The sequence below is a fragment of the Acutalibacter sp. genome (assembly GCF_056800975.1).
The window spans coordinates 1-21,999 of sequence record NZ_JBQISV010000035.1 but is presented as its reverse complement, the minus strand read 5'-3'; the positions used below and the strand labels follow the sequence as shown (position 1 = coordinate 21,999).

Here is a 21,999-nt window from a genome sequence, read left to right as displayed (position 1 = left end):
GCGCACAGCAGAGAGTTGGGCTTTGGCAGGGTGTGGAAGGCCTTTGATAGGCGGCGGGGGAGAGGTAGAGGTAGTGCCCCACATAGTTTTCGCAGATATCGGTGATGACAAAGGAGGCCTCGGCCTCGTCCTGGTTTTTCACGGTGATGGAGTCCCCTGGCTTCAGACGCTGGCGTTGGGCCAGCTTTTCGGTGACGATGACCGCGTTCTCGTTGTACTCTACCGGCTGGCTGTCCGTCCGGTGGCGGAACTGGAAGAACTCCGGCAGGCGGGAGGTATCCTGGGGCACAAAGAGGGTCACGTCGTCCTGGGGGGCGCTGCCCTGGGGGGCGGTGCGGACATTTTCCTGAAGCGCGGCCATCCAGTCCTCCACCTGGGCCGGGTCGTTCAGAGTGTCCAGCAGGTCCGGGTCTTCCAGGGCCTGGCCGCTCATCAGTCCCACAATCAGCTGGTAATGGGACAGCTCTCCATATTGGATCTCCACAATGTCAGAGACAGAGTCCCGGATGCCGAAGCCGGTCACCAGAAGGGCGGTGCACCCGGCAATGCCGATGACTGTCATGAAGAACCGCTTTTTATAGCGCATCAGGTTGCGGGCGGTGACCTTTTGGGTGAACTTCAGACGGCTCCACAGGGGGGTGACATGCTCGAGCAGAATGCGTTTGCCTGCCTTGGGGGCCTTGGGCAGCATCAGCCGGGCGGGGGACTCCCGCAGAGCGGCCCAGCAGGCGCTGAGGGTGGCCGCCAGGGTGCACAGAATCGCTGCCCCAGAGGCGGTGAGCGCCAGCGGCCAGCTGAAGGGGGTGAGGGTAATGGGCAGCAGGTACATAATGCTGTAGGCGTTGATGATTACGGTGGGGAACAGCCACATGCCCACCACCACCCCGAAGACGCAGCCCAACAGGCTGGCTGAGGCGGCGTACAGCAGGTATTTGGCGGCGATTTGGGGGGAGGAGTAGCCCAGAGCCTTCATGGCTCCCACCTGCTGGCGCTCCTCCTCCACCATGCGGGTCATGGTGGTGAGGGCCACCAGCGCGGCCACCAGAAAGAAGAACACCGGGAACACCTGGGCAATGGCGGCAATCTTGTCCGCGTTGGAGGCATAGCTGGAAAAGCCCACATTGTCCTGCCGGTCGTAAATATACCATTCGCCGGGCTCAATGGCGTCAATGTCCGCCTGGGCGTCCAGCAGCTCCTGCTCCGCGTCGGCCAGTTCCGCATCGGCCTCGGCCTTGCCCTCGTTGTACTCCTGCCAGCCGTCGGCCAGCTCTTTTTTTGCGTCGGCCAGCTTCTGCGCGCCGTCGTCGTACTCCTTCTGACCGTCGGCCAGATCCTTTTCTCCCTGGGCCAGCTGGGCCTGGGTTTCGGCCACTGTGGAGCTGAGGGCGGCCTCGGCGTTGTTCAGCTCCTGAAGCTGGGCGTTCAGAGTGTTCTGCTGGGTATTCAGCTGGCTGAGGCGGCTGTTGAGGGCGGTCTGGTTTTTTTCCAGCTCAGCCCGGGCGGACTGGGCCTTTTGAAGCCCCTGCTCATACTCGGCCAGGCCCTGCTCCCAGGCGGCCCGGGCGTTGGCGGAGTCTGTTCCCTGGGCGGCCAGGGCCTGCAGCCCGGCCTTGAGGGGGGCGAACTGGCCTGCCGCCTCAGGGGCCTGTTGTTCCAGGGCGGCGATGAGGGCCAGCGCGGCCTGGTCAGAGCCGTCGGTCTCTGGCAGGCCCATTTGGGCGGCGGCGGCAAACAGCGCGGCCTTGCCCTGGTCCAGCCTGTCCAGCTGGGCCTGGGTTTCGTCCAGCTGGGACTTGGCGGCGGCAAGCTCCTGGTCTCCGGCGTTCAGCTGGGCCCGGGCTGCGGAAAGCTGCTTTTGAGCGTCGGCAATCTGCGCCCGGCCGCTGTTCAGCTGGCTTTGATAGCTGTTGATCTGGCTGCGCCCGTCGGCAATTTTCTGGCGGGCGTTGGCGGTCTCCTGTTCCAGAGCGGCCCGGCCGTCGTCCAGCTCCTTCCGGCCCTCTTCCAGATCTTTTTTCGCGTCGGCCAGCTTTTGCTCGTTCTCGCTGATTTCCTGCTGGCCGTCCTCCAATTCCTGCCGGGCGTCGGCCAGCTCCTGCTCCGCCTCGGCTTTGGCCTCCTCATACTCCCTCCGGCCGTCGGCCAGCTCGGCGTTGGCCTCGTCCACAATTTCCTGCCAGCGGATTGCGGCCCGGTCCTCCCCAAAGGGCTCCAGCCGGGCGGAGAGCTGGTCCGCCAGGTCCTGATAGGCCTTGTAAAAGGCGTTGAGCTCCTTGCCGCCGGTAAGGGTCAGGTAGGCGGTGGTGTAGTAGTCCTGGTCAAAGGTCTCGGGCGGGGTGTAGAGCTTCAGCTCCAGACTGCCGGCGCCGGCGGTGGAGTGCTCGTTTTCCAGGGAGATATACAGGGCGCTGCGCACGGTGCCCACCACGGTGAGCTCCTTTGGCGGGTTCTCGTGGTCCTCCTCCGGGTTGGGGGCAAGGGTCTGGCCCACCCAGTCCTCTTTTTTGAAGCTGCGGGAGACAATGACCGCGCACTCCCCGGCCTTTTCGGGCATACGGCCTTCCAGCAGCACAGGCTGGTTCAGCTGGGGGGCGTTGGTCTGGGGCAGAGAGTGCAGGCGGGTGGTGTAGGCGTCTCCCTGGCTGGACAGCATGACCAGGTCCATGTCATAGGCGGGCATGACGGACTCTACCCCTTCCAGCTGGGAGAGGGCTTCTATGTCCGCGGCAGTGAGGCCCTGGGTGGACAGGGCCCGCAGGTCGAACATGTCCGTATCGTCCCAGTAGCTGTCGGCTGAGATGCGCATGTCAAGGGGAGAGGCCAGCACTCCGGCCAGAAAGCCCGAGCCCAGGGCCACAATGGCGAAAATGGCGAAAAAGCGGGACAGGCTGCCCCGCACGGTGCGGATGATGCTTTTGGCGTAGGTCTTCTTCATGGGGCTACCTCCTGACCGTTACCATTCGATCTCCTCCACGGGGATGGGGGAGGGGTTTACCTCGTTGGACACAGCTTTGCCGCTTTTGATGCGGATGACCCGGTCCGCCATAGCGGTGAGGGCCCCGTTGTGGGTGATGACCAGCACCGTGCGGCCGGTTCTCCGGCAGGTGTCCTGCAAAAGACCCAGCACCGCCTTGCCGGTGTTGTAGTCCAGGGCGCCGGTGGGCTCGTCGCACAAAAGGATTTTTGGGTTTTTGGCCAGGGCCCGGGCAATGGCCACCCGCTGCTGCTCGCCCCCGGAGAGCTGGGCGGGAAAGTTCCGCAGGCGGTCTCCCAGGCCCACCTCCCGCAGGGTCTGGGCCGCGTCCAGGGGGCGGGGGCATATCTCGCTGGCCAGCTCTACGTTTTCCAGGGCGGTGAGGTTTTGCACCAGATTGTAGAACTGGAACACAAAGCCTACCTCCAACCGCCGGTAGGCGGTGAGCTGCCGGGGGGTGTAGCTGCTGATGGCCGCCCCGTCCAGGGTGATGGCGCCCTCGTCGCAGGAGTCCATGCCCCCCAGCATGTTGAGCACAGTGGTTTTGCCCGCCCCGGAGGGGCCCACGATGACGCAGAACTCCCCCTGCTCCACATAAAAGCTGATATGGTCGGCAGCGGCAATGCGGTTTTCGCCCATGGTATAGAATTTGCAGACGTTTTCAAACTGGATAAAATGCATCTCGGTTCCTCCCGGTTTTGTGGGGTTCATGGGGATACAGTGTAGGGCTTGTTTGAAAATAGAGGAAATGACGAATTTTTACCCAGAAGGGATTCATTTCAAGGAAAAAACCGCAAGGCAATCTTCCGATTGGCGAGGATTTTTGACGCAGAAAGGGGCCCCTTCTGGGTAAAAAGACGGCGTTTCCGATTTTTCAAACAAGCCCTAAGCACCCTCATTATAGCAAATCCCCCTGTCCAATGGAAGGGGGAATTTGTAAACAAATTGTCTTTACAGGGCGAAGAAGGCCAACGGGAAAGGCCTATTCCAGCCGGACGCCCAGACTGTAGAGCAGGCTCACCGCCTCGGGCATGGCGAGGCGGGCCCCCTTCAGCTGGCAGCTGGGCACGTCGATTCGGTAGCCCTGGGCCCCCCGCAGGTCCGCGCCGGTGAGGCTGCACTGAAAGAACTCGGTGCCGGCCAGGCTGCAGCCGGAAAAACGGCTTTCGGAGAGGTTGCAGCCAGTGAACATGCACTCGGTGAGGGAGCTGCCCTCAAAGGAGAACCGGCGCAGGTCCATTTCGGTGAAGAAATTGTATTTCATCCGGCAGGCCTCCAGCTTGTCCAGGGGCTCTCCAAAGCTTCCGGCGGGCAGCAGCAGGCTCCAGTTGACGCCGGTGAGGGCGCAGTCCTGGAGAGAGAGGAATTTTACCTGGCTGGATTCGCTTTTTGGGTCGATCACCCGGCAGCGGGTGAACCGGCACTCGGTGAGGGCGCAGCGGACCAGCTGGCAGCGCTCGAACACGCAGCCGGTAAAGGAGCAGTCTACCAAAGTCAGCCCCTCAAGGCGGGCTTCGGTGAGGGTCAGGTTCTGGAAGTCCTCTCCCTCGTAGTATTTTGACGGCATAGAAAGCCCTCCTGTGTCTTTTTAGAACTTGTATCAATCGGAGTTTGCACCTGTCTTTTCGGCAAATTTTACGGTTGACTGTGTTGCAACCCCTTGCCAATCGCGAGATTGCCTGGGGGTTTGCGCCTCGGCAAAATTTGCTCGAAAATCCAGGCACAAATCCTATTGGTACAAGTTCTTATAGAAACTCTGACCCGGGGCGGCGGGCCCGGGCGGCGGCCCAGTCGAAATCACGCAGCTCGCCCCGGCACTGCAGCTGGGGGTAGTCCCACTGCCGCAGCACCTCGAAGACCCCGATGGCCGCGGCGTTTGCCAGGTTCAGGCTTCTGGCGTGGTCCATCATGGGGATGCGCACGCAGCGGTCCGGGTTTTCAAACAGCAGGCGCTCGGGCAGGCCGGCGGATTCTTTGCCAAAGAACAGCCAGCAGCCGTCGGGGTAGGAGACGTCGGAGTGCCGCCGGGGGGCCTTTGTGGAGAAAAAGAAAAAATTGCCAGTGTTTTTCTCCATAAAATCGGTGAGACTAGGGTAAAGATGCAGGTCAAGATACTGCCAGTAGTCCAGCCCCGCGTGCCGGAGCTTTTTGTCGCTGGGCACAAAGCCCATGGGGCCCACCAGATGCAGGGAGGCTCCGGTGACCGCGCAGGTGCGGGCAATGTTGCCGGTGTTCTGGGGGATTTCGGGCTGGACGAGAACAATGTTGAGAGAGGCCATAAGGGTCCTTTCCGGGGCGCAGGAAGGCTGGCTCCTGAGAGAATGGACGGGCAATCTGTCAAATTGAGGCTTTTTGGGCCCTGCGATGATAAAATGGGAGAGGAGGGGGAAAAATGAGCATGACAGCTGTGTTGAGGCTGGTCAGATTACTCATTCTGATAGGGAGGTTTGACGCAATGTATAAGCAGACCATGAACGTGGCAAAGGGCGTGGGCCTGGGGCTGCTCACCGGCGCGGCAGTGGCGGCGATTGGCACAAAGGCCATGAGCGGCTCTCACCGGAAGGCGGCGCACATGAAGAAGAACGCCAGCCGTGCCATTCACACGGTGGGCAGTTTGATTGGAGACATGGAGAAGATGCTGCGCTGAGCCCGGCGCAGGCCTGGGGCGGGAGCCGGTTTCGGCTTTCGCCCTTTTCTTTATGGGAAGAAGGGGGAAGGCGGGCGGGTTTTCCTCCTGCTATGACAGCGTTACGCTTTGGGAGGCAGACTGTCCGGGGCCCCGGCGCAGGCTTCGCTGGCGTCAGCCTTCAGCTTTTGGTAGAGCACGCCGTTGTAGTATTTTCCGTCCCGAAACTCTCCGTCGAACACCACGCTGCCGGAGAGGTCGAATTCTGTGCCGTGGCCGTGATGCCGGCCCTCCTTCCAGCCGCCGTAATACAGCAGCCGGCCCTGGCTGTCAAAGGCAGAGCCCAGGCCGGTGGCCTCGCCCCCAGCCCACTGGCCGACAAACACTGTGCCGTCCTGGCCGTTGATCATGACCCCGGCCCCTTCTTTTTTGCCGTTCTCAATGCGGCCGCTGTAGCGCAGGCTGCCGTCCTTGTCGAACAGGCTGACCAGGCCCTGGGGCTGGCCCTCTTGCCAGTGGGCCACATGCAGGGCGTGGTCGCTGTCCCGGAAGGACACCCCCAGTCCGTCCCGGCGGTCGTCCTTCCAGGAGCCGGCATAGCACAGGTTGCCGTCCTTGTAGTAGTATGCCCCAAAGCCGTGGCGTTTGCCCTGCTGGTACTCTCCCTCGTAGGAGGTCATGCCGCTGGGCTGCTGGGAGCGTCCCCGGCCGGTGAGGCTCCCGGTGGGGGGGCTGGCAGGGGAGGCGTTCCGCTGTGCCGCGGCCTCGGCCAGAATGGCCTCTACATTTTCGGTGTGGGCTTCCTCTTCGGGCGGGTCTGGCTCCGGTTTTTCTTTCGACTGGTCTTCTCTGTCAGAGAGGGGAGGGGCTTCGGGCTGGTCCTCTGTGTCGGGCAGGGGGGGAGATTCGGGTTGAGCTTCTGTGCAGGCCTCGGGCTCCTCCTCGCTGCCGGGGCGGAACTCCTCCTCGGGGCTGCTGGGGGCGGGGAGGCTGGCCGGGACCTGTCCGGGCTCCTCCGGGGTGGGGGCAGGGGCCTCCTGCCCCGGAGGCGGCTGGATTCTGGCGTACTCCTCCAGGCTGGTGAAGGTGATGGAGGAGCCCTCTTCTGTGCCGTCCAGCAGCTCGCCCTCCCGGACCTCCCAGGCGGGCAGCAGCACCATGGTGCCGCCGCTGACCTCCTCCAGGGCGGCCTCTCGCTGCCGGGCCTGGGGCTGGGGGGTGAAGCAGAGCTCCCCTTTGGTGGTGAGCATGAGGATCTGGGGCGGGCCCAGCCGGGCGTCTACCAGGCTCTGCCCGGCCGTGCCGGAGCGGTAGGGGGCGGGGGAGAGAGGGGTGTCCCGCCAAGCGGCTTTTTCCCCGTCCCAGTCCCGGCGGAGAAGTCCGCCGCCCTCCTGGGGGGAGAACGCCACCCGGGGGGTTGTGGAGTCCCAGGGCTCGTAATATTCGCTTTTGAGCCAGCGGTGGCTTTTGTCAAAAAAGCTGCGGCTGACAATCAGGCCCCGGAAGTCCCGGGCCACCACCAGCCAGCCCCCTTTCTGGCCAAAGGCCTCTTCCAGCACAACGCTGCCGCCGGAGACGCCCTTGACGGTCTTTTTCCAGTACAGGCTCCGCTGGGAGATGCGGCCCTTTACCCGGCCGCTGAAGCCCTTGACGGTCAGGCTGTTTTCTGTGCGCACGGCGCGCCGCCCGCCGGTAAAAAAGCGCAGGCGGGCCTGGGCCAGCTCTCCGTGCAGAGGGTCCGGGCCGTCCCGCAGAGGGAAGCAGACCCAGCAGACGTCGTAATATTTTTCCATAATCTCCTACTCCTTGTGACAAATGGAGGCTGTGCGCCTACCCGGACTTTTTGGCGGTTTCTTTTCGGGCGTGTCCCCATATTTCGGCCGGACTTCGGGGGAAAATGGGTCTGTTAAACGTACAAGTAAAAAGGAAAAACCGAATTTTCGTAGCCTAATTCTGTGCATTGTTTTTCTAAACTCGAGTTTGTCAACAGACCAAAAATGTGCGGAGCCGCCCGGAAGCTTTATGTGTCTCGCGTACTGAAAGGGCGACACGGTATAGAGACTGTAGGGGGGCTGCGCAGACAATTTTTCGTTGGATGTGTACAAGAGCCGGCAAAGGCAATTTTGTTGAGCACGGTTGGTGCTGCCCCAAAATTGTCAACGCGAAAAAAGGGATAAGGTCTGTCTGAACGCGCTGTCGGGGTGTACCTCAATTTATGCTGTGGGACAGCAGCGGATGGAACGCGTAAGGTCAAAGGCGGCGATGGGGCGCCTCTTTTCGCGGTTTGGGGTTCGGTTCTCTCTGGTTTTTGCTTTGCCGGACGGAATCTTTTTATATTCGTCAGAACACATTATAGCATAAATACCGGGCGGGGAACAGGGGGAAATGAATTTCTGCGAAAATTTTCCAGGAAATTCTTCCTTTTTCGCCCCGGTTGGTGGTATAATGGAGGGGAAAAAGGAAGGAGGAGTTGGATGAGTCAGGAGCAGAACGGCTTTTTGGCCGCGATTGTGACGTGGCTGGTGAAAATGGGGGGCAATCTTCTGGCAGCGGGGCTGATTTTTCTGGCCGGGTGGTGGCTGGCCCGGCTGGCGGCCCGGCTGACCCGCAACGCTGTGAAAAAGGGCCGGGGCGACCCGCTGGTGGCGGGCTTTATCGGCTCGCTGGTGCGGGCTGTGGTGCTGATGGTGGCCGCGGTGAGCGCGGTGGCCCAGCTGCAGATTAACGTCAACTCTCTGGTGGCGGCGCTGGGGGCGGCGGGGCTGACCGCCAGCTTTGCCCTGCAGGGGAGTCTCTCCAATTTGGTCAGCGGCATGCAGATTATTTTTACCAAACCCTTCAAAATGGGGGACTATCTGGCTTTTGGGGGCTATGAGGGCACGGTTAAGCGGATTGAGATTCTCTATACCATTCTGGCGACCTTTGATAACAAGGAGGTCATTGTGCCAAACTCCCGGGTGACGGGGGACGTGGTGGTGAATTTCAGCACCAACGGCACCAGGCGGTTGGACCTGAGCTATGGGGTGGCCTATTCGGCGGACCTGCAGAAGGCCAAGGGGGTGCTGGCAAGGCTGGCGGAGAAGGACCCCCGGGTGCTGGACCAGCCGGGGCCGGTGATTGCGGTGGGGGAGCTAAAGGACAGCTCGGTGACCTTGGTGATGAAGCTTTGGTGCCGGCAGGAGGAGTATTGGGACCTGTATTTTGCCATGCAGGAGGCGGTGAAGCTGGCCTTTGACCAGGAGGGCATTGCCATCCCGTTTCCACAGCTGGACGTGCATGTGGAGACCAAATAGCGCGGTCCAGGGGCGTTAGGCCCCTGGCGGATTCTTAAGGCAGAGCCTGCGAGTTCACTTCGTGAACTCGGCCGCCGGAGGCGACCTTGACCTTGAACTTAGGCGGTGCAGACAGCAAAGAGGCGAGGTACGGGTTCGCTCCCAAATCTCAGTTTGGGACGGGGCAGAGCTGCGCCGCCGCCGACTTGCCGTAGGCAAGTCGAACTTAGCGAGGTCGACCGCAGGGAGACCAGCGGACTGTTAGCAGCCAGCAAATTCAGGGGAAGGGCCTTATGTGTTCCCCCCATATACCGAGACAGAAAAAGCTTTTCTTCCGGCGGACTGTTTGCAGGCTGAAACGCAGAAGCCCAGCGAGCGCAGACGCGGGGTCTTGGCGGCTGCGGAAGGTTTGCGGAGCAAAGCTTCTACGGCTTGCAGAGCAAGCCGGCGAGCGTTCGGTTTTGCTGCCGGTAGATTGGGAGGATGGGCGGGGAGGGGGAGCTGAACCCCAAAAATATTGTTTCAGCGGGAGAGGCTTTTGTCAGGCAGTACGCCTCCCTGGTCAGGAAAAATGGCAAAACAAATAGGGCTGCTTGTGAGCCGCCCGCAGGCAGGCCCAGTCAACAGCCCTTGTTTGCTTTCAGATGTACCTGGCTCCTTGGGGCCGGAGTTACACGGCGCGGGTCACTTTGCCGGAACGCAGGCAGCGGGTGCAGGCGTAAACACGCTTGGGAGTCCCGTCCACAATCGCCTTGACGCGGCGGATGTTGGGCTTCCAGGAACGGTTGGAGTGACGCATGGAGTGAGAAACCTTACAACCGAACGCAACGCCCTTGCCGCAGAATTCACATTTTGCCATATCTGCACCTCCTTACAAGTACGGGTATGATGCGGGTCTTAAAAATCAACAACTAGGATTATAACAGATGCAGGAACAAATTGCAAGTTTTTTTTGAAAGGAATTGTCTTTTTCCTGAAAATAGGTTATAATCCTTGGAGTGCAGCCTTCGCGGGCAGGGGAAAGCCGCCCCCGAAGGACCAAAACTCAGAGCGAAAGAAAGGAAGCCTCCTTATGATCCTCAGTGTGATACGGACCATTATGGCCGGGGGCAGCGTCGATGTAAAGGCGGTGCTGGCCCAGGTGCTGGCCATCATTTTCGTCATTGTGTGCATTCTGCCCCTGCATGAGCTGGCCCACGGCTGGACTGCCAACAAGCTGGGAGACCCCACTGCCAGGCTGGAACGCCGCCTGACCCTGAACCCCCTGGCCAGCGTGGACCCGGTGGGCACGGTGTGGCTGTTTTTGTTCGGCTTTGGCTGGGCAAGGCCTGTGCCGGTGGACCCCCGCTACTTCAAGAAGCCAAAGCGGGACATGGCCATTGTGGCTGTGGCCGGGCCGGTCTCGAACCTGCTGGCGGCGTTGGTGGGGGCGGTGCTGCTGTTTGCAGTGCTGGCCTTTGCACCTTATAACGCGGTCACGGACTTTATTCTCAATATGTTCAGCTATTATGTCACTGTTAACGTGACTCTGGCGGCGTTCAACCTGCTGCCCATTCCCCCTCTGGACGGCTCCCGGATTCTGGGGGCTTTCCTCAGCGACCGGGCTCTGGCTACCTATTACCGGTATCAGAATATCTTTGTGATGGCGCTGTTTGTGCTGATGTTCTCGGGCGCCTTTTCAGGCCCCCTTTACGCGGTGGAGAGCGTGCTGACCCAAGGGATTACCTGGATTGCCGCGCTGCCCTTCCGGCTGTTTGGTGTGCTGTAAATGGATAAGCTGCAATACAGGTTAGAGGTCTATGAGGGCCCCCTGGACATGCTGCTGGCTTTGGTGGCGAAAAATAAAATCGACATCTACGACATCCCCATTGCGGAGCTGCTGGACCAGTATATAGAGCAGATTGAGCTGATGCGGGAGGCGGACCTGGACATTGCCAGCGAGTTTTTGGAAATGGCCGCGCGGCTGGTGTACATCAAAACCGCCTCGCTGCTGCCCCGGCCCGAGGAGGAGGAAGACCCCCGACTTGAGCTGACCGGCCTGCTGCTGGAATATCAGCAGTGCCGGCGGGCGGCGGAAAAGCTGCGGGAGCAGGCGGCCTTTGACACAGTCACCCGGCCGGCGGAGGAGCTGCCCGCCGACTTTACATACCAGCGGGTTCACGACCCCCGGGAGCTGGGCCAGGCCCTGCGGGCTGCATGGGGCAAGGGCAAAAGCCTGCTGCCCCCCAAGCCCGAGAGCTTTTCGGCTTTGGTGAGCGCCCGGATCGTCTCTGTGGCCAGCCAGACGGTGTTTGTGCTGCGGTATCTCTGGCGGCGGGGGACAGTGGCCTATCAGGCGTTGTTTGCACAGAAGCAGGACCGTTCTTCCCGGGTGGCCTTGTTTCTGGCAGTGCTGGAGCTGGTGAAAAGCCGCCGGGTTCGGGTGGAAGGGGAGGACAGCGCCTGCCAGGTCCGGCTGCTGGGCCGGGAGCGGGCCAATTCGTGAGAGAGTAAAGGGGAGCTATGAAAAATAACGAGCTGATGGGCAAGATCGAGGCCATTCTCTTTGCAGGGGGAGAGCCCGTGGCCCTGGACCGCATCGCCCAGGTGCTGGGGGTGCGGACCTACGCGGTGGAGGAGATTCTGGCCGCGCTGAAAAAAAAATACAATACCCGCAACAGCGGCATTCACCTGCTGGTGCTGGGGGACGCCGCCCAGTTCTGCACCAACCCGGCCTTTATTGAGCCGGTGCGGGCGGCGCTGGACCTGAAGCGGAACACTCCCCTGTCTCAGGCGGCAATGGAGGTGCTGGCGGTGGTGGCCTATAACCAGCCCGTAACCAAGGCCTTTGTGGAGCAGGTGCGGGGGGTGGACTGCTCCGGCGTGGTGGGAAGCCTGGTGCAGAAGGGGCTTTTGGAGGAGCGGGGCCGGTTGGAGCTGCCGGGCCGTCCCCTGCTGTATGGCACCACCGAGAATTTTCTGCGCTGCTTCCAGCTGTCCTCTATCGACCAGCTGCCGCCCCCGCCGGGGGGCGACGGCGAGGAGGACCAGGAGGAAGACAGCGGGGAGAGCGACCAAGCGCCGGAGCAGATTATGCTGGGCTGACCGGGCGGTTTTGGACTCATGAGGAAAGGAGGGGGGCGGCGTGATCGTTCTTTATGTTCTCGGCGGCCTGCTGCTGTTCCTTTTGCTGCTGACCCTGACGCCCCTGCACGCCACCCTGCGCTTTCAGGAGGAGTTTGGGCTGGAGCTGCGGTATCTGTTTTTTCGGTACAAGCTGCAGCCGGGCCAGGAGCCGAAGGAGGAGCCCGAACCGGAGCCGGAGAAGGAAAAGCCCCAAAAGGCTGGGCCGGACTGGCAGGGGCAGCTGAAGGATATTTTGCGGCAGAAGGGGCTGGGGGGCTTTTTGCAAGGGCTGGGCGACTTGCTGAAGCTGCTGGGGCGGACCTCCGGGAGGCTTTTGCGGCGGCTGAAGCTGCGGGAGTTTGACCTTTACCTGTGCCTCGGCGGGAGCGGGGACGCGGCTGCGGCGGCGCTCCTTTACGGCAGGGTGTCCGCCGGGGTTTATGGGGCCTGCGGGGGGCTGTTTCATCTGCTGCCATGTAAAGCAAAAGGCCTTACAGTGGACTTGGATTATCACAGTGATGTGAATATGGTGGACTTTACAGCCCGCCTTTCCATCCGCCCGTTTTTTGTGTTGCAAGCGGGTTTGGCCCTGCTGTTTGGGGGGCTGGGCATATGGAGGCGGCTGCGTGTAAAGCCAAAAGCTTCACAAAGTCGGGAGAAACAAACAGAGAAAGGAAGCAGAGCATGAGCGAGAACAAGGTAAGCGGGCTGTTGGAGTCCAGCATGGAAAAAATTAAGCAGATGGTGGACGTGAACACCGTGGTGGGGGACCCGATCACCACCCCGGACGGGACCACGGTCATCCCCATTTCCCGGGTGAACTACGGCTTTGCCGCCGGGGGCTCGGACCTGCCCTCAAAGGCCCAGCCCCCCCAGGGGTTGTTTGCCGGCGGCAGCGGGGCGGGCATTACGGTGAGCCCGGTCGCCTTTCTCTCCATCCACCAGGGGAATGTGCGGGTGATTCAGATTGAGCCCTATTTCAGTCCTGTGGACAGGGCTTTGGAGAAGATACCGGATATTGCCGACATGCTGGGCTCGCTGTTCAACCGGAAAAAGGAGGAGGAGCCTGAGCCCGCCCCGGCCGGGGCGCCGGAGGCTGCAAAGGAGTAAGGCAAGCATATCCCGCCGCCTGTCCGCATAGTCTTTGGCAGAAGGCGGGTGATAGGATTGGAAAAAAAATCGCGGCGTTGGGCAGGGGCGTTTCTTGCGGCGCTTCTGTTGGCTCTGCCCCTCCCCACAACCCAGGGGGCGGAGCCGGAGGAGCCCCAGGTCTCCGCCCAGAGCGCCATCCTGATTTCTGCGGACGACGGCAGAGTCATCTTTGAGAAAAACGCCCATGAGCAGCTGGCAATGGCCAGCACCACCAAAATCATGACTGCGCTGCTGTCTTTGGAGGAGGCCCAGCGGGCAGGGGACCCGGTGGTGGACATCACCGAGGAGATGGTGCGTGTGGAGGGCTCCTCTATGGGGCTGCTGGCCGGCAACCGGCTGAGCCTGACCAGTCTGGCCGAGGGCATGCTGTTGGCCTCGGGCAATGACGCGGCCAACTCCGCCGCCATTTACCTGGGGGGCAGTCAGGAGGGCTTTGCGGAGCTGATGAACGCCCGGGCTCAGGAACTGGGCATGGAATCCAGCCACTTTGTGACCCCCTCGGGGCTGGACGATGAGGCCCACTACTCTACGGCCTACGACATGGCTCTGCTGGCCCGGGCGGCGTTGGAAAACCCGGAGTTCGCCCGCATTGCAGGCAGCGCCAACCTGCAGGTGGAGTTTGTGGAGCCAGCCCAGAAGGTCGGCTATGCCAACCACAACAAGCTGCTGCGGCTGTATGAGGGCTGTGTGGGGGTGAAGACGGGCTTTACCAAAAAGGCGGGGCGTTGTCTGGTGTCTGCCGCCCGGCGGGAGGGAACGGGGCTGATTGCCGTGACCCTGAATGCTCCGGACGACTGGGACGACCATATGGCCATGCTGGACTATGGCTTTGCCACCACGGAGACCCTGGAGCTGGACGGGGCCTGCCCGGAGGCTGTGGCTGTGGTGGGCGGAGAGCGGGAGTCTGCCCATGTGCGGGCGGGGCAGGGCATCCGCCTCAGCCTGACCAGGGAGGAGGCCCGGCGGGTGACCAGCCGGGTGCTGCTGCCCGGGTTTCTCTATGCCCCGGTGACAGAGGGGGAACGGGTGGGGCGGGTGCAGTATCTGCTGGACGGCCAGGAGATATACAGCGTGCCCATTCTGGCAGGAGAGGACCTGGCTGTGTCTGAGCCCCCGGAGCCGGCGGGCTGGGAGAAGTTTTGGGAGACGGTGAAGGGCTGGTTTCGCTGACAGGGGTTGGGGGAGGGCGTCGTAATCATATTTGGACGCTGAAAAATGTGCAGAAAGTGAATGGAAGGGAGTCGGAATATATGCAGAGCAGAGGTTTACCGGTAACGGCAGTCAAACTGGAAAAGGGATTTTGGGCAGAAAAGCAGAGGCTGGTGAGAGAGACCGTGCTGCCCTATCAGTACAGCATTCTCAACGACCAGCTTCCCGGCGTGGAGAAGAGCCACGCCCTTGAGAACCTGCGGCTGGCGGCCAAGGCCCAGGCAGGAGAGCCCCTGGGCGAGGAATTTTACGGCATGGTGTTTCAAGACAGCGATGTGGCCAAGTGGATGGAGGCCGCGGCCTTTTCTCTGGCCGCGGAGCGGGACCCGGAGCTGGAACAGCAGTTGGACCAGGTGGTGGAGCTGTTGGAGCGGGCTCAGTTCCCGGATGGGTATCTCAACTCCTATTTTACGGTGAAGAGGCCGGGCCAGCGTTGGACAAATTTGCAGGAGGCTCATGAGCTCTATTGCGCCGGTCATTTGATGGAGGCGGCGTGCGCCTATCACGAGGCCACTGGCAAGGACCGGTTTCTGCATATTATGGAGCGTTGCGCTGACCATATCTACCAGGAATTTATGCAGAAAAATACCCGGGGCTACTCTGGGCACCCGGAGATTGAGCTGGCGCTGATGAAGCTCTACCGGGCCAGTGGGAATGAGAGGTATCGGGAGCTGGCCCAGCATTTTGTGGATGTGCGGGGACAGGAGCCACACTATTTTGTGGAGGAGCGGAAGAACCGGGATTGGTATGTCTGGCAGCCCAACGATGTGGCTTTGGACAAGAACTATACCCAGAGCGCACGGCCTGTGCGGGAGCAGCGGGACGCGGTGGGGCATTCGGTGCGGGCGGTGTACCTTTACACCGGCATGGCGGACCTGGCCCGGGAGACCGGCGACCCTGGTCTGAAGGAGGCCTGCGAGCGGCTGTGGGAGAGCATTGTCCAGCGGCGGATGTATGTCACCGGGGGGATTGGGTCTACTGTACTGGGCGAGGCCTTTACAGTGGACTATGACCTGCCCAACGACACGGTTTATGCGGAGACCTGCGCCTCGATCGGCCTGATTTTCTTCGCCAGGAGGATGTTGGAGCTGGAACCCAAAGGGGAGTATGCGGATGTAATGGAGCGGGCATTGTACAACACAACGCTGGCGGGCATGGCCTTGGACGGCAGGCGGTTTTTCTATGTGAACCCCTTGGAGTCGGCCCCGGGCATTGCCGGAGAGGCGGCAACCCAGCGTCATGCTCTGCCCCAGCGTCCCCAGTGGTATGCCTGCGCCTGCTGCCCGCCCAATGTGGCCCGGCTGCTGGCGTCCATTGGCAGCTATGCCTTCTCGGCAGGGGAGAACACGCTGTTTCTGCATACTTATCTGGACGGAAGACTGGAGAGCCCCTTTGGCTGGGCCATGCGCTGCGAGACGGGCTATCCCCATGACGGGCGGGTGAGCTGTACCTTTTTGGACCCTGTTGAGACTACGGTGGCTCTGCACATTCCCGCGTGGAGCCGGAGGACGGTTTTGCTGCATAATGGCAAAGAGGTGGACCTCAGTGGGGTGGTCCGGGAGGGATATGCCTATATTTCCGGCACATTTGCCCCAGGGGACAAGCTTGAGCTGGTGTTGGACATGGAGCCCCGGAAGGTCTATGCCTCTCAGCGGGTGCCGGCGGATTCCGGCCGGGTGGCTGTGCAGCGGGGGCCTTTGGTCTATTGCGCCGAGGGCGCGGACAATGGAGGCGAGGTGTTCTCTCTTTCTCTGGACCGGGAGGGGGGCCTGCGGGAGCTGGCCTTTGACCCGACGCTTTTGGGTGGCGTGGCGCCTGTGGTGGCTCAGGGTTGGCGCACGGAGGCAATCAAGGAGCTTTACACCAGCTGCCGCCCGGAGCGGGTCCCGGCAGAGGTCAGGCTAATTCCCTATTACGCGTGGGCCAACCGGGGGCTGAACCAGATGCGGGTGTGGCTGCCGGAGAACTGAGAGTCTGTATTTATCACCGAAAATATGGGATGAGAGTTTTTTACGTTGACCGGGGTCTGTTGGCAAAGTCGGACACGAAAATAATGCGGCAGGATTGAGGGGTAAAACCAGGCTGTTATTAGGGGAAAGTCATTTTTTGAGCCTGTTTGCCTGTACACTTATAAATGAATTTTTCTTGGTTTGGACTTTGGCTTGATGGGGCAGAAAATAAAATTTACTTTATTACTGGGTTGAAAGGGGAAGGGCTGTGGCGGAACGAGTCAGATTGCAGAAAATACTGGCGCAGGCAGGACTGGCCTCCCGGCGGAAGGCGGAGCAGCTGATTAAGGACGGGCGTGTCACCGTGAACGGCCGTACCGCCGGGCTGGGGGACAGCGCGCTGCCTGGCAGGGATGTGGTGGCGGTGGACGGCCGGCGTCTGGACAGGACGACGGAAAAGGTCTATCTGGCCCTGCACAAGCCCCGGGGCTTTGTCACCACCATGGAGGACGAGCGGGGGCGCAGGTGCGTGGCCCAGCTGGTAGAGGAGCTTTCTCAGCGGGTGTACCCGGTGGGGCGGCTGGACAAGGACTCGGAGGGGCTGCTGCTGATGACCAACGACGGGGCTTTTGCCCACGCGGTGGCCCACCCCAGTACCCATGTGGCAAAAACCTATCGGGTGACAGTGCGGCCGGGGATTACGGAGGACCAGCTGCTGAAAATCAGCACAGGCATTTTGCTGGACGGGCGCAGGACAGCGCCGGCCAAGGCCCGGGTATTGGAGCAGCAGCCTGGGCGCGTGGTGGTGGAGATTGTGCTTTATGAGGGGCGCAACCGGGAGATTCGACGGATGTGCGAGGCTTTGGGCCTGGAGGTGGCCCGGCTGAAGCGCATTGCCGTGGGACCGGTGCGGCTGGGAATGCTGCCCCAGGGCAAATACCGCCAGCTGACCAAGGAGGAAGTGAAGGGCTTGCTGGCTGAGGCCAAGAAGTCCGGTGCAAGGGGAGGCCGTTCGGCCCGTGAGGCGTGACAGCAGGGGCCTGCTGTTTGCGTGCCTGTTTTTGCTGGTCTATTGTGTGGTGCGGCTGGGGCTTCATTATAACGAGACCATAGAGGACTATTGGGTGGAGGCCCCGGTGGCCGGACCGTTGCCGGCGCTGACTGTGGCAGAGCCGCCGCCCTTGAGTGAGACGGCGCTGCCGCCCTCTGCCCGGGAGCTGTGCCGCAGGACGGCGATTGGCGTGTCTCAGGTGGCCCGTATTCGAGAGTATTGGCTGGCGGAGTTTTAGGGCTAGGGCTTGTTTGAAAATAGAGGAAATGACGGATTTTTGACCAGAAGCGGTCAGCTTCAAGGAGAAGAACCGCTGTAGTTAGCTACGCTAACTACGCCAATACTTGCGTATTACGAGGATTTTCGACGCAGAAGATGGCTGCTTCTGGTAAAAAAGACGGCGTTTTCGATTTTTCAAACGAGCCCAAGTCTCAGACATAGCAAAAGCCTGCGTTGTTTCGGGACGCAGGCTTTTTTGCTTATTGGGGCTGGGGAATGGGAAGGGCTTGCTCAGCATTTATCGGTGTGGGTTTGCCCATCCTCTGGTAATGGCTGCGGCTGTTGCATGAGGTCGGACGTTGGCTGAAGTAAGCCAGGTGTTGGTTGGGCTAAGTCAGAGGTTGACTGGGCTGAGTTAGATGTTGGAGGGGCAAGTCAAGCGTTGATTGTGTCGGGGCGTGCAGACTGGTGGGGGTCAGCAGCCCAGCAGGCGGCAGACTCCGTTGAGGAGAAAGCAGACCCCCAGGCCGCAGGCTGTGGGCAGCGCGGCGGCCAGAGCGGTCCATTTCCAGCTTTGGCTCTCCTTGCGGATGGTCAGGCAGGTGGTGGAGCAGGGCCAGTGCATCAGCGAGAAGACGATGACGCACAGGGCCGTTACCCAGGTCCAGCCGTTGTCGGTGAGCAGGGTGCGCAGGGCGGCCAGGTCGGACATTTCCACCAGGCTTCCCTGGGAGAGATAGGCCATTACCATCAGTGGGATGACGATTTCGTTGGCTGGCAGGCCCAGAATGAACGCCAGCAGAATCACCCCGTCCATGCCAAACAGCCGGGCGAAGGGATCTAAAAACCCGGCGCAGTGGCTGAGCAGGGAACTGCCCGACACCTGCACATTGGCCAGCAGCCAGATCACCAGCCCGGCCGGCGCAGCCACAGACACGGCCCGGCCCAGGACAAACAGGGTGCGGTCGAAGATGGAGCGCACGATGACCTTGCCTACCTGAGGCCGGCGGTAGGGGGGGAGCTCCAGGGTGAAGGAGCTGGGGACGCCCTTGAGCACTGTTGCCGACAGCAGCTTGGAGACCGCCAATGTCATGAGCAGCCCCAGGCCGATGACCGCTACCAGCAGGGCCGCAGACAGCACGGAGCTGCCCAGCCCTCCGGCGGCGCCCACAAAGAACATGGTAATGAGTGAGATGAGCATGGGCAGCCGCCCGTTGCAGGGTACAAAGGAGTTGGTGAGCATGGCAATGAGCCGCTCTCTGGGAGAGTCGATAATGCGGCAGCCCACGACCCCGGCGGCATTGCAGCCAAAGCCCATGCAGGTGGTCAGGGCCTGTTTGCCGCAGGCCCCGCAGCACTGAAAGCAGCGGTCCAGATTAAAGGCGACCCGGGGCAGATAGCCCAGGTCCTCTAACAGGGTGAACAGGGGGAAGAAGATGGCCATAGGCGGCAGCATGACCGCGGTTACCCAGGCCAGGGTTTTGTACATGCCGTCGCACAGCAGCCCGGTGAGCCAGGGGGGAGAGCCCAGAGCGGCCAGCCCCTCTCCCAGCCGGTCGCCCAGCCAGAACAGGCCCTGACTGAGATATTGAGAGGGCAGGTTGGCCCCGGCGATGGTCAGCCAGAAAATGCCCAGCAGCATCATCAGCATCACCGGAAAGCCTGTGAGGGGGCTGGTGAGAAGCCGGTCCAGGCGGCGGTCCCGGGGACTGTAGCCGCCGGAGGCGTTTTCTGTGGCTTGGCGGGCAATGGACTCTCCCCGCTTCACGGTCTGGACGGCCATTTCGTCTCCCAAGGCCTGCCGGTCCGGCAGGGTGTTGAGCGTTGCCTGGACCTCTGGGTCTTCCCGGGGGTCTGTGCCCAGAGCCTGGATGAGAGAGCTGCTCAGGCTGGCCCCGCCTGCCAGCTGGGCTGCCAGCCAGCGGGGGGGCAGCTTTCCCTTTGCCAGCCGGACGGCGGCAGGGGTTAGGGCTTGCAGGGCTTTCTCGGCCTGTACGCCATAGGGAACCGGGGGGGCGTGGGGCTGGGCGGGTTCTCCCTGGCACAGAGCGTCCAGGGCGTCCATCAGCTGGGAGAGGCCCTGGCCCTCCCGGGCGGCAGCGCCTACCACAGGTACCCCCAGCAGCTGCGAGAGTTTTTCCAGGTCAACCGAGACCCCTTTGCGCCGGGCCTCGTCCAGCAGATTGACGCACACCACGGTCCGGGGGGTGATTTCCAGCACCTGCAGCACTAGATTCAGGTTGCGCTCTAAGCAGGTGGCGTCGCAGACCACCACCGCGCAGTCGGCCCCCCCAAAGCAGAGGAAGTCACGGGCAGCCTCCTCCTCGGCAGAGCGGGCCTGGAGGGAGTAGCAGCCGGGCAGGTCTACCAGCACATAGCCCCGGCCCTTGTGGCGGCAGCTGCCCTGGGCGGTGGCAACGGTTTTGCCGGGCCAGTTTCCGGTGTGCTGGTGCATTTTTGTGAGGGCGTTGAACACGGTGCTCTTGCCTACGTTGGGATTGCCGGCCAGAGCCACTACCCGGTCTTCAGGGCGGCGCTTTTGAATGACCAGGGGCTTGCTCACCGCGCCCCCGCCAGTGGATTCTCTAGACAGCCCCATGATCCAGCGCCTCCCCAAGCAGCCCTGCTGGGGCGGGCTGCTCCCCGGGGCTGGTGAGAACCCCGTCCGCGTCCTGGCGGCGCAGAGCAATCACCGCCCCCCGCACCAGATAGGCGCAGGGGCTGCCCAGGGGGCCTGCCCCCAGACATTCCACCTGTGTGCCCGCCACCAGGCCCAGGTCCTGCAGGCGGCGGCGCATGGGCCCCTGCACAGTCAGGGCCTGCACAATGGCCCGTTCGCCCCGCGCCAGGGCCGAAAGCCCAGCCAGGCCGGGCTCATGATTGATCTCCATACGCATTCATCTCCCGTTTCAATATCGAAACCGGGGGGGATTCCCCCATTTCTACTATATGTCCACGCGGTGATTCCCGTGAAAACGAGGGGGATGTAGGAGGAAGGAAAGGATGGAGCGTGGCAGGCTGTCCCATTGCGCTGCGAAGGAGGCGGTTTGTTTTATACTATGGGGGAAATCTGGTTAGTTGATTTTGTTTTTAGGACTTGTCAGGTTTTGCCGCTGACTTTGTTGCGGGACCTTGCCGGGTTTTCTGTTTCTTTCTGAGAGGGATGTGTTTTTTTGCGGATTGAAGCGACGGGTTAAAAGCTTTTGCGGGAAGCCGGTAGGTTTGGAAGCGTGGATGTCTGCGGGAACCGCGGTCTGGCTATGCCGGTGGAAAAATTGGGGGATGTAGAAGGGTAGGGTAGGGCCGGGTTCGCTGTATTTTGACGTTGACATGGTGAGGAGGAGCTGTTGTTGCGCGAATTGCATAAGCGGGAGGGGGGCGGCCTTGAGGACTGTGGGCTTACACAAAATAAAAGAACCGGCCCATGTTGGCCGGCTCTTTGCTTGCGAAAGAATTATTCGTGGCGCAGTGCGTCGATGGGGTTCAGGTTGGCGGCCTTCACCGAGGGCATGAGTCCGAAGATGATGCCGATCACCATAGAGAACAGCACGCCGAACAGGATGGCTGGCACACTGATGGCCACCGGCGTCTCTGCAATGTGGGAGATGAGCTCTGCCAGGCCAATGCCCACGCCCACCCCCAACAGACCGCCCAGGCTGGTGAGCAGGGCAGCCTCAGTCAGAAACTGCCAGAGAATGCGGCTCTTTTTGGCCCCAATGGCCTTTTTCAGGCCGATTTCCCGGGTGCGCTCTGTCACCGAGACCAGCATGATGTTCATCACGCCGATGCCGCCCACCAGCAGGGAGATGCTGGCGATCCACACCAGCTGCTGGTTGGTGGCGTTGCTCAGGTCCTGCAGCTCCTTTGCCTGCTTCAGGGTGTCCTCCGCCTGATAGACAATGTTGGTGTTGGTGTTGTAGGTGTTTAAAAGGTCCGCCACATCCTTGCCCACCTTGGACATGGCCTCGGTGTAGCTGACCCGCACCGCCACCTCCTCGGGCTCGTCGTAGGCAAACATGGAGGGCCAGATGACGTTGGGCAGAAAGATGGCTCCGCTTTTTTTGCTGCCCATATAGGTATAATACTCCTCAATGGAGTTGATGACAGGCTCAAATTTGATGTCCATCTCTACCACGCCCACCACCACCAGGGCCACGCCGTTATACTCAATGGTCTTTCCAATGGGCGCGTCGCCCTGAAACAGGGTTTTGGCGGTGTTGGAGTCTATGACCGCCACATGGCGCAGCTCGGTGAAGTCATTGGGCACAAACATCCGGCCCTCTTTGACAGAGTAGCCGCAGGTGGAAAAATAGCTGTTGTCCACCCCGTATACAGGACAGCCGGAGAGCTCGGTGTTGCCATAGTAGAAGGAGTAATTGGTGTAGCTCCGGCGGGTGTACACCGCGGCGGCGTCTACATTGGGCAGGGCAAGAATCTCCTCA

General features: G+C 61.4%; 20 protein-coding genes. 11 read left to right on the top strand and 9 right to left on the bottom strand.

Annotated elements, in window-relative coordinates; translation table 11 throughout:
• From ACTO5E_RS05710 to ACTO5E_RS05695, 4 genes are all read right to left on the bottom strand, one after another.
• Positions 1-2,935, bottom strand: a 2,935-nt coding sequence (locus ACTO5E_RS05710) for an FtsX-like permease family protein (protein WP_482302329.1), incomplete at its 3' end; no start/stop codon positions are given.
• 18 nt (positions 2,936-2,953) lie between these two features.
• On the bottom strand, positions 2,954-3,655 hold the full coding sequence (locus ACTO5E_RS05705; RefSeq protein ID WP_482302328.1) for an ABC transporter ATP-binding protein: 702 nt from the start codon (positions 3,653-3,655) through the stop codon (positions 2,954-2,956).
• Between the two features lie 301 nt (positions 3,656-3,956).
• Positions 3,957-4,541: a pentapeptide repeat-containing protein gene (locus tag ACTO5E_RS05700; RefSeq protein WP_482302327.1), complete on the bottom strand. Its 585-nt coding sequence runs from the start codon at positions 4,539-4,541 to the stop codon at positions 3,957-3,959.
• A 178-nt stretch (positions 4,542-4,719) separates the two neighbouring features.
• Positions 4,720-5,253, bottom strand: coding sequence for a tRNA (cytidine(34)-2'-O)-methyltransferase (locus ACTO5E_RS05695; RefSeq protein ID WP_482302325.1), 534 nt, complete (start codon positions 5,251-5,253; stop codon positions 4,720-4,722).
• Between the two features lie 113 nt (positions 5,254-5,366).
• Here ACTO5E_RS05695 and ACTO5E_RS05690 point away from each other — a divergent pair, with 113 nt between their 5' ends.
• The gene (locus ACTO5E_RS05690) at positions 5,367-5,621 is read left to right on the top strand and encodes a hypothetical protein (protein WP_482302323.1); all 255 of its coding nucleotides are present in this window, start codon (positions 5,367-5,369) and stop codon (positions 5,619-5,621) included.
• A gap of 101 nt (positions 5,622-5,722) precedes the next feature.
• On the opposite strand, the gene ACTO5E_RS05685 is transcribed toward ACTO5E_RS05690, so the two are convergent.
• Positions 5,723-7,393 carry an MORN repeat-containing protein gene (locus tag ACTO5E_RS05685; RefSeq protein WP_482302322.1) on the bottom strand — a complete coding sequence of 557 codons (1,671 nt, stop codon included), beginning with the start codon at positions 7,391-7,393 and terminating at the stop codon, positions 5,723-5,725.
• Positions 7,394-8,074: 681 nt separating this feature from the next.
• Here ACTO5E_RS05685 and ACTO5E_RS05680 point away from each other — a divergent pair.
• Positions 8,075-8,893, top strand: coding sequence for a mechanosensitive ion channel family protein (locus ACTO5E_RS05680; protein ID WP_482302320.1), 819 nt, complete (start codon positions 8,075-8,077; stop codon positions 8,891-8,893).
• A gap of 649 nt (positions 8,894-9,542) precedes the next feature.
• Here the strand turns inward: ACTO5E_RS05680 and rpmB are convergent.
• Positions 9,543-9,731, bottom strand: coding sequence for a 50S ribosomal protein L28 (gene rpmB, locus ACTO5E_RS05675; RefSeq protein WP_482302318.1), 189 nt, complete (start codon positions 9,729-9,731; stop codon positions 9,543-9,545).
• Positions 9,732-9,944: 213 nt separating this feature from the next.
• On the opposite strand from rpmB, the gene ACTO5E_RS05670 reads away from it, so the two are divergent.
• The 9 genes from ACTO5E_RS05670 to ACTO5E_RS05630 all read left to right on the top strand — a co-directional run bounded on the left by ACTO5E_RS05670 (position 9,945) and on the right by ACTO5E_RS05630 (position 17,576).
• On the top strand, positions 9,945-10,640 hold the full coding sequence (locus tag ACTO5E_RS05670) for a site-2 protease family protein (RefSeq protein WP_482302317.1): 696 nt from the start codon (positions 9,945-9,947) through the stop codon (positions 10,638-10,640).
• Positions 10,641-11,357, top strand: a complete 717-nt coding sequence (locus tag ACTO5E_RS05665) for a segregation and condensation protein A (protein ID WP_482302315.1) — start codon at positions 10,641-10,643, stop codon at positions 11,355-11,357.
• A gap of 17 nt (positions 11,358-11,374) precedes the next feature.
• Positions 11,375-11,956 (top strand): SMC-Scp complex subunit ScpB, encoded by a 582-nt coding sequence (gene scpB / locus ACTO5E_RS05660; protein WP_482302314.1) that lies wholly within the window; start codon positions 11,375-11,377, stop codon positions 11,954-11,956.
• A 40-nt stretch (positions 11,957-11,996) separates the two neighbouring features.
• Positions 11,997-12,665: a hypothetical protein gene (locus ACTO5E_RS05655; protein ID WP_482302312.1), complete on the top strand. Its 669-nt coding sequence runs from the start codon at positions 11,997-11,999 to the stop codon at positions 12,663-12,665.
• The gene (gene ytfJ / locus ACTO5E_RS05650) at positions 12,662-13,087 is read left to right on the top strand and encodes a GerW family sporulation protein (protein WP_482302310.1); all 426 of its coding nucleotides are present in this window, start codon (positions 12,662-12,664) and stop codon (positions 13,085-13,087) included. Before ACTO5E_RS05655 ends, ytfJ begins: the two co-directional genes overlap by 4 nt.
• A 48-nt stretch (positions 13,088-13,135) precedes the next feature.
• Entirely contained in the window at positions 13,136-14,299 is a 1,164-nt protein-coding gene (locus ACTO5E_RS05645) for a D-alanyl-D-alanine carboxypeptidase family protein (RefSeq protein ID WP_482302309.1), read from the top strand.
• Between the two features lie 80 nt (positions 14,300-14,379).
• On the top strand, positions 14,380-16,308 hold the full coding sequence (locus tag ACTO5E_RS05640; protein ID WP_482302307.1) for a glycoside hydrolase family 127 protein: 1,929 nt from the start codon (positions 14,380-14,382) through the stop codon (positions 16,306-16,308).
• 247 nt (positions 16,309-16,555) lie between these two features.
• The gene (locus tag ACTO5E_RS05635; RefSeq protein WP_482302306.1) at positions 16,556-17,317 is read left to right on the top strand and encodes a pseudouridine synthase; all 762 of its coding nucleotides are present in this window, start codon (positions 16,556-16,558) and stop codon (positions 17,315-17,317) included.
• Positions 17,307-17,576 carry a hypothetical protein gene (locus tag ACTO5E_RS05630; protein ID WP_482302305.1) on the top strand — a complete coding sequence of 90 codons (270 nt, stop codon included), beginning with the start codon at positions 17,307-17,309 and terminating at the stop codon, positions 17,574-17,576. The genes ACTO5E_RS05635 and ACTO5E_RS05630 overlap by 11 nt, the downstream gene beginning before the upstream one ends.
• 456 nt (positions 17,577-18,032) lie before the next feature.
• On the opposite strand, the gene feoB is transcribed toward ACTO5E_RS05630, so the two are convergent.
• From feoB to ACTO5E_RS05615, 3 genes are all read right to left on the bottom strand, one after another.
• Entirely contained in the window at positions 18,033-20,156 is a 2,124-nt protein-coding gene (feoB, locus tag ACTO5E_RS05625; protein ID WP_482302304.1) for a ferrous iron transport protein B, read from the bottom strand.
• Positions 20,143-20,448: a FeoA family protein gene (locus ACTO5E_RS05620; protein WP_482302302.1), complete on the bottom strand. Its 306-nt coding sequence runs from the start codon at positions 20,446-20,448 to the stop codon at positions 20,143-20,145. The genes feoB and ACTO5E_RS05620 overlap by 14 nt, the downstream gene beginning before the upstream one ends.
• A gap of 563 nt (positions 20,449-21,011) precedes the next feature.
• Positions 21,012-21,999, bottom strand: a 988-nt coding sequence (locus tag ACTO5E_RS05615; RefSeq protein WP_482302300.1) for an ABC transporter permease, incomplete at its 5' end; no start/stop codon positions are given.

Coding starts and splice junctions, on each gene's coding strand:
- scpB (WP_482302314.1), top strand. CDS start 11,375: ATGAAAAATAACGAGCTGATGGGCAAGATCGAGGCCATTCTCTTTGCA.
- ACTO5E_RS05685 (WP_482302322.1), bottom strand. CDS start 7,393: ATGGAAAAATATTACGACGTCTGCTGGGTCTGCTTCCCTCTGCGGGAC.
- ACTO5E_RS05690 (WP_482302323.1), top strand. CDS start 5,367: ATGAGCATGACAGCTGTGTTGAGGCTGGTCAGATTACTCATTCTGATA.
- ACTO5E_RS05640 (WP_482302307.1), top strand. CDS start 14,380: ATGCAGAGCAGAGGTTTACCGGTAACGGCAGTCAAACTGGAAAAGGGA.
- ACTO5E_RS05695 (WP_482302325.1), bottom strand. CDS start 5,253: ATGGCCTCTCTCAACATTGTTCTCGTCCAGCCCGAAATCCCCCAGAAC.
- ACTO5E_RS05665 (WP_482302315.1), top strand. CDS start 10,641: ATGGATAAGCTGCAATACAGGTTAGAGGTCTATGAGGGCCCCCTGGAC.
- ACTO5E_RS05705 (WP_482302328.1), bottom strand. CDS start 3,655: ATGCATTTTATCCAGTTTGAAAACGTCTGCAAATTCTATACCATGGGC.
- ACTO5E_RS05680 (WP_482302320.1), top strand. CDS start 8,075: ATGAGTCAGGAGCAGAACGGCTTTTTGGCCGCGATTGTGACGTGGCTG.
- ACTO5E_RS05700 (WP_482302327.1), bottom strand. CDS start 4,541: ATGCCGTCAAAATACTACGAGGGAGAGGACTTCCAGAACCTGACCCTC.
- feoB (WP_482302304.1), bottom strand. CDS start 20,156: ATGGGGCTGTCTAGAGAATCCACTGGCGGGGGCGCGGTGAGCAAGCCC.
- ACTO5E_RS05670 (WP_482302317.1), top strand. CDS start 9,945: ATGATCCTCAGTGTGATACGGACCATTATGGCCGGGGGCAGCGTCGAT.
- ACTO5E_RS05620 (WP_482302302.1), bottom strand. CDS start 20,448: ATGGAGATCAATCATGAGCCCGGCCTGGCTGGGCTTTCGGCCCTGGCG.
- rpmB (WP_482302318.1), bottom strand. CDS start 9,731: ATGGCAAAATGTGAATTCTGCGGCAAGGGCGTTGCGTTCGGTTGTAAG.
- ytfJ (WP_482302310.1), top strand. CDS start 12,662: ATGAGCGAGAACAAGGTAAGCGGGCTGTTGGAGTCCAGCATGGAAAAA.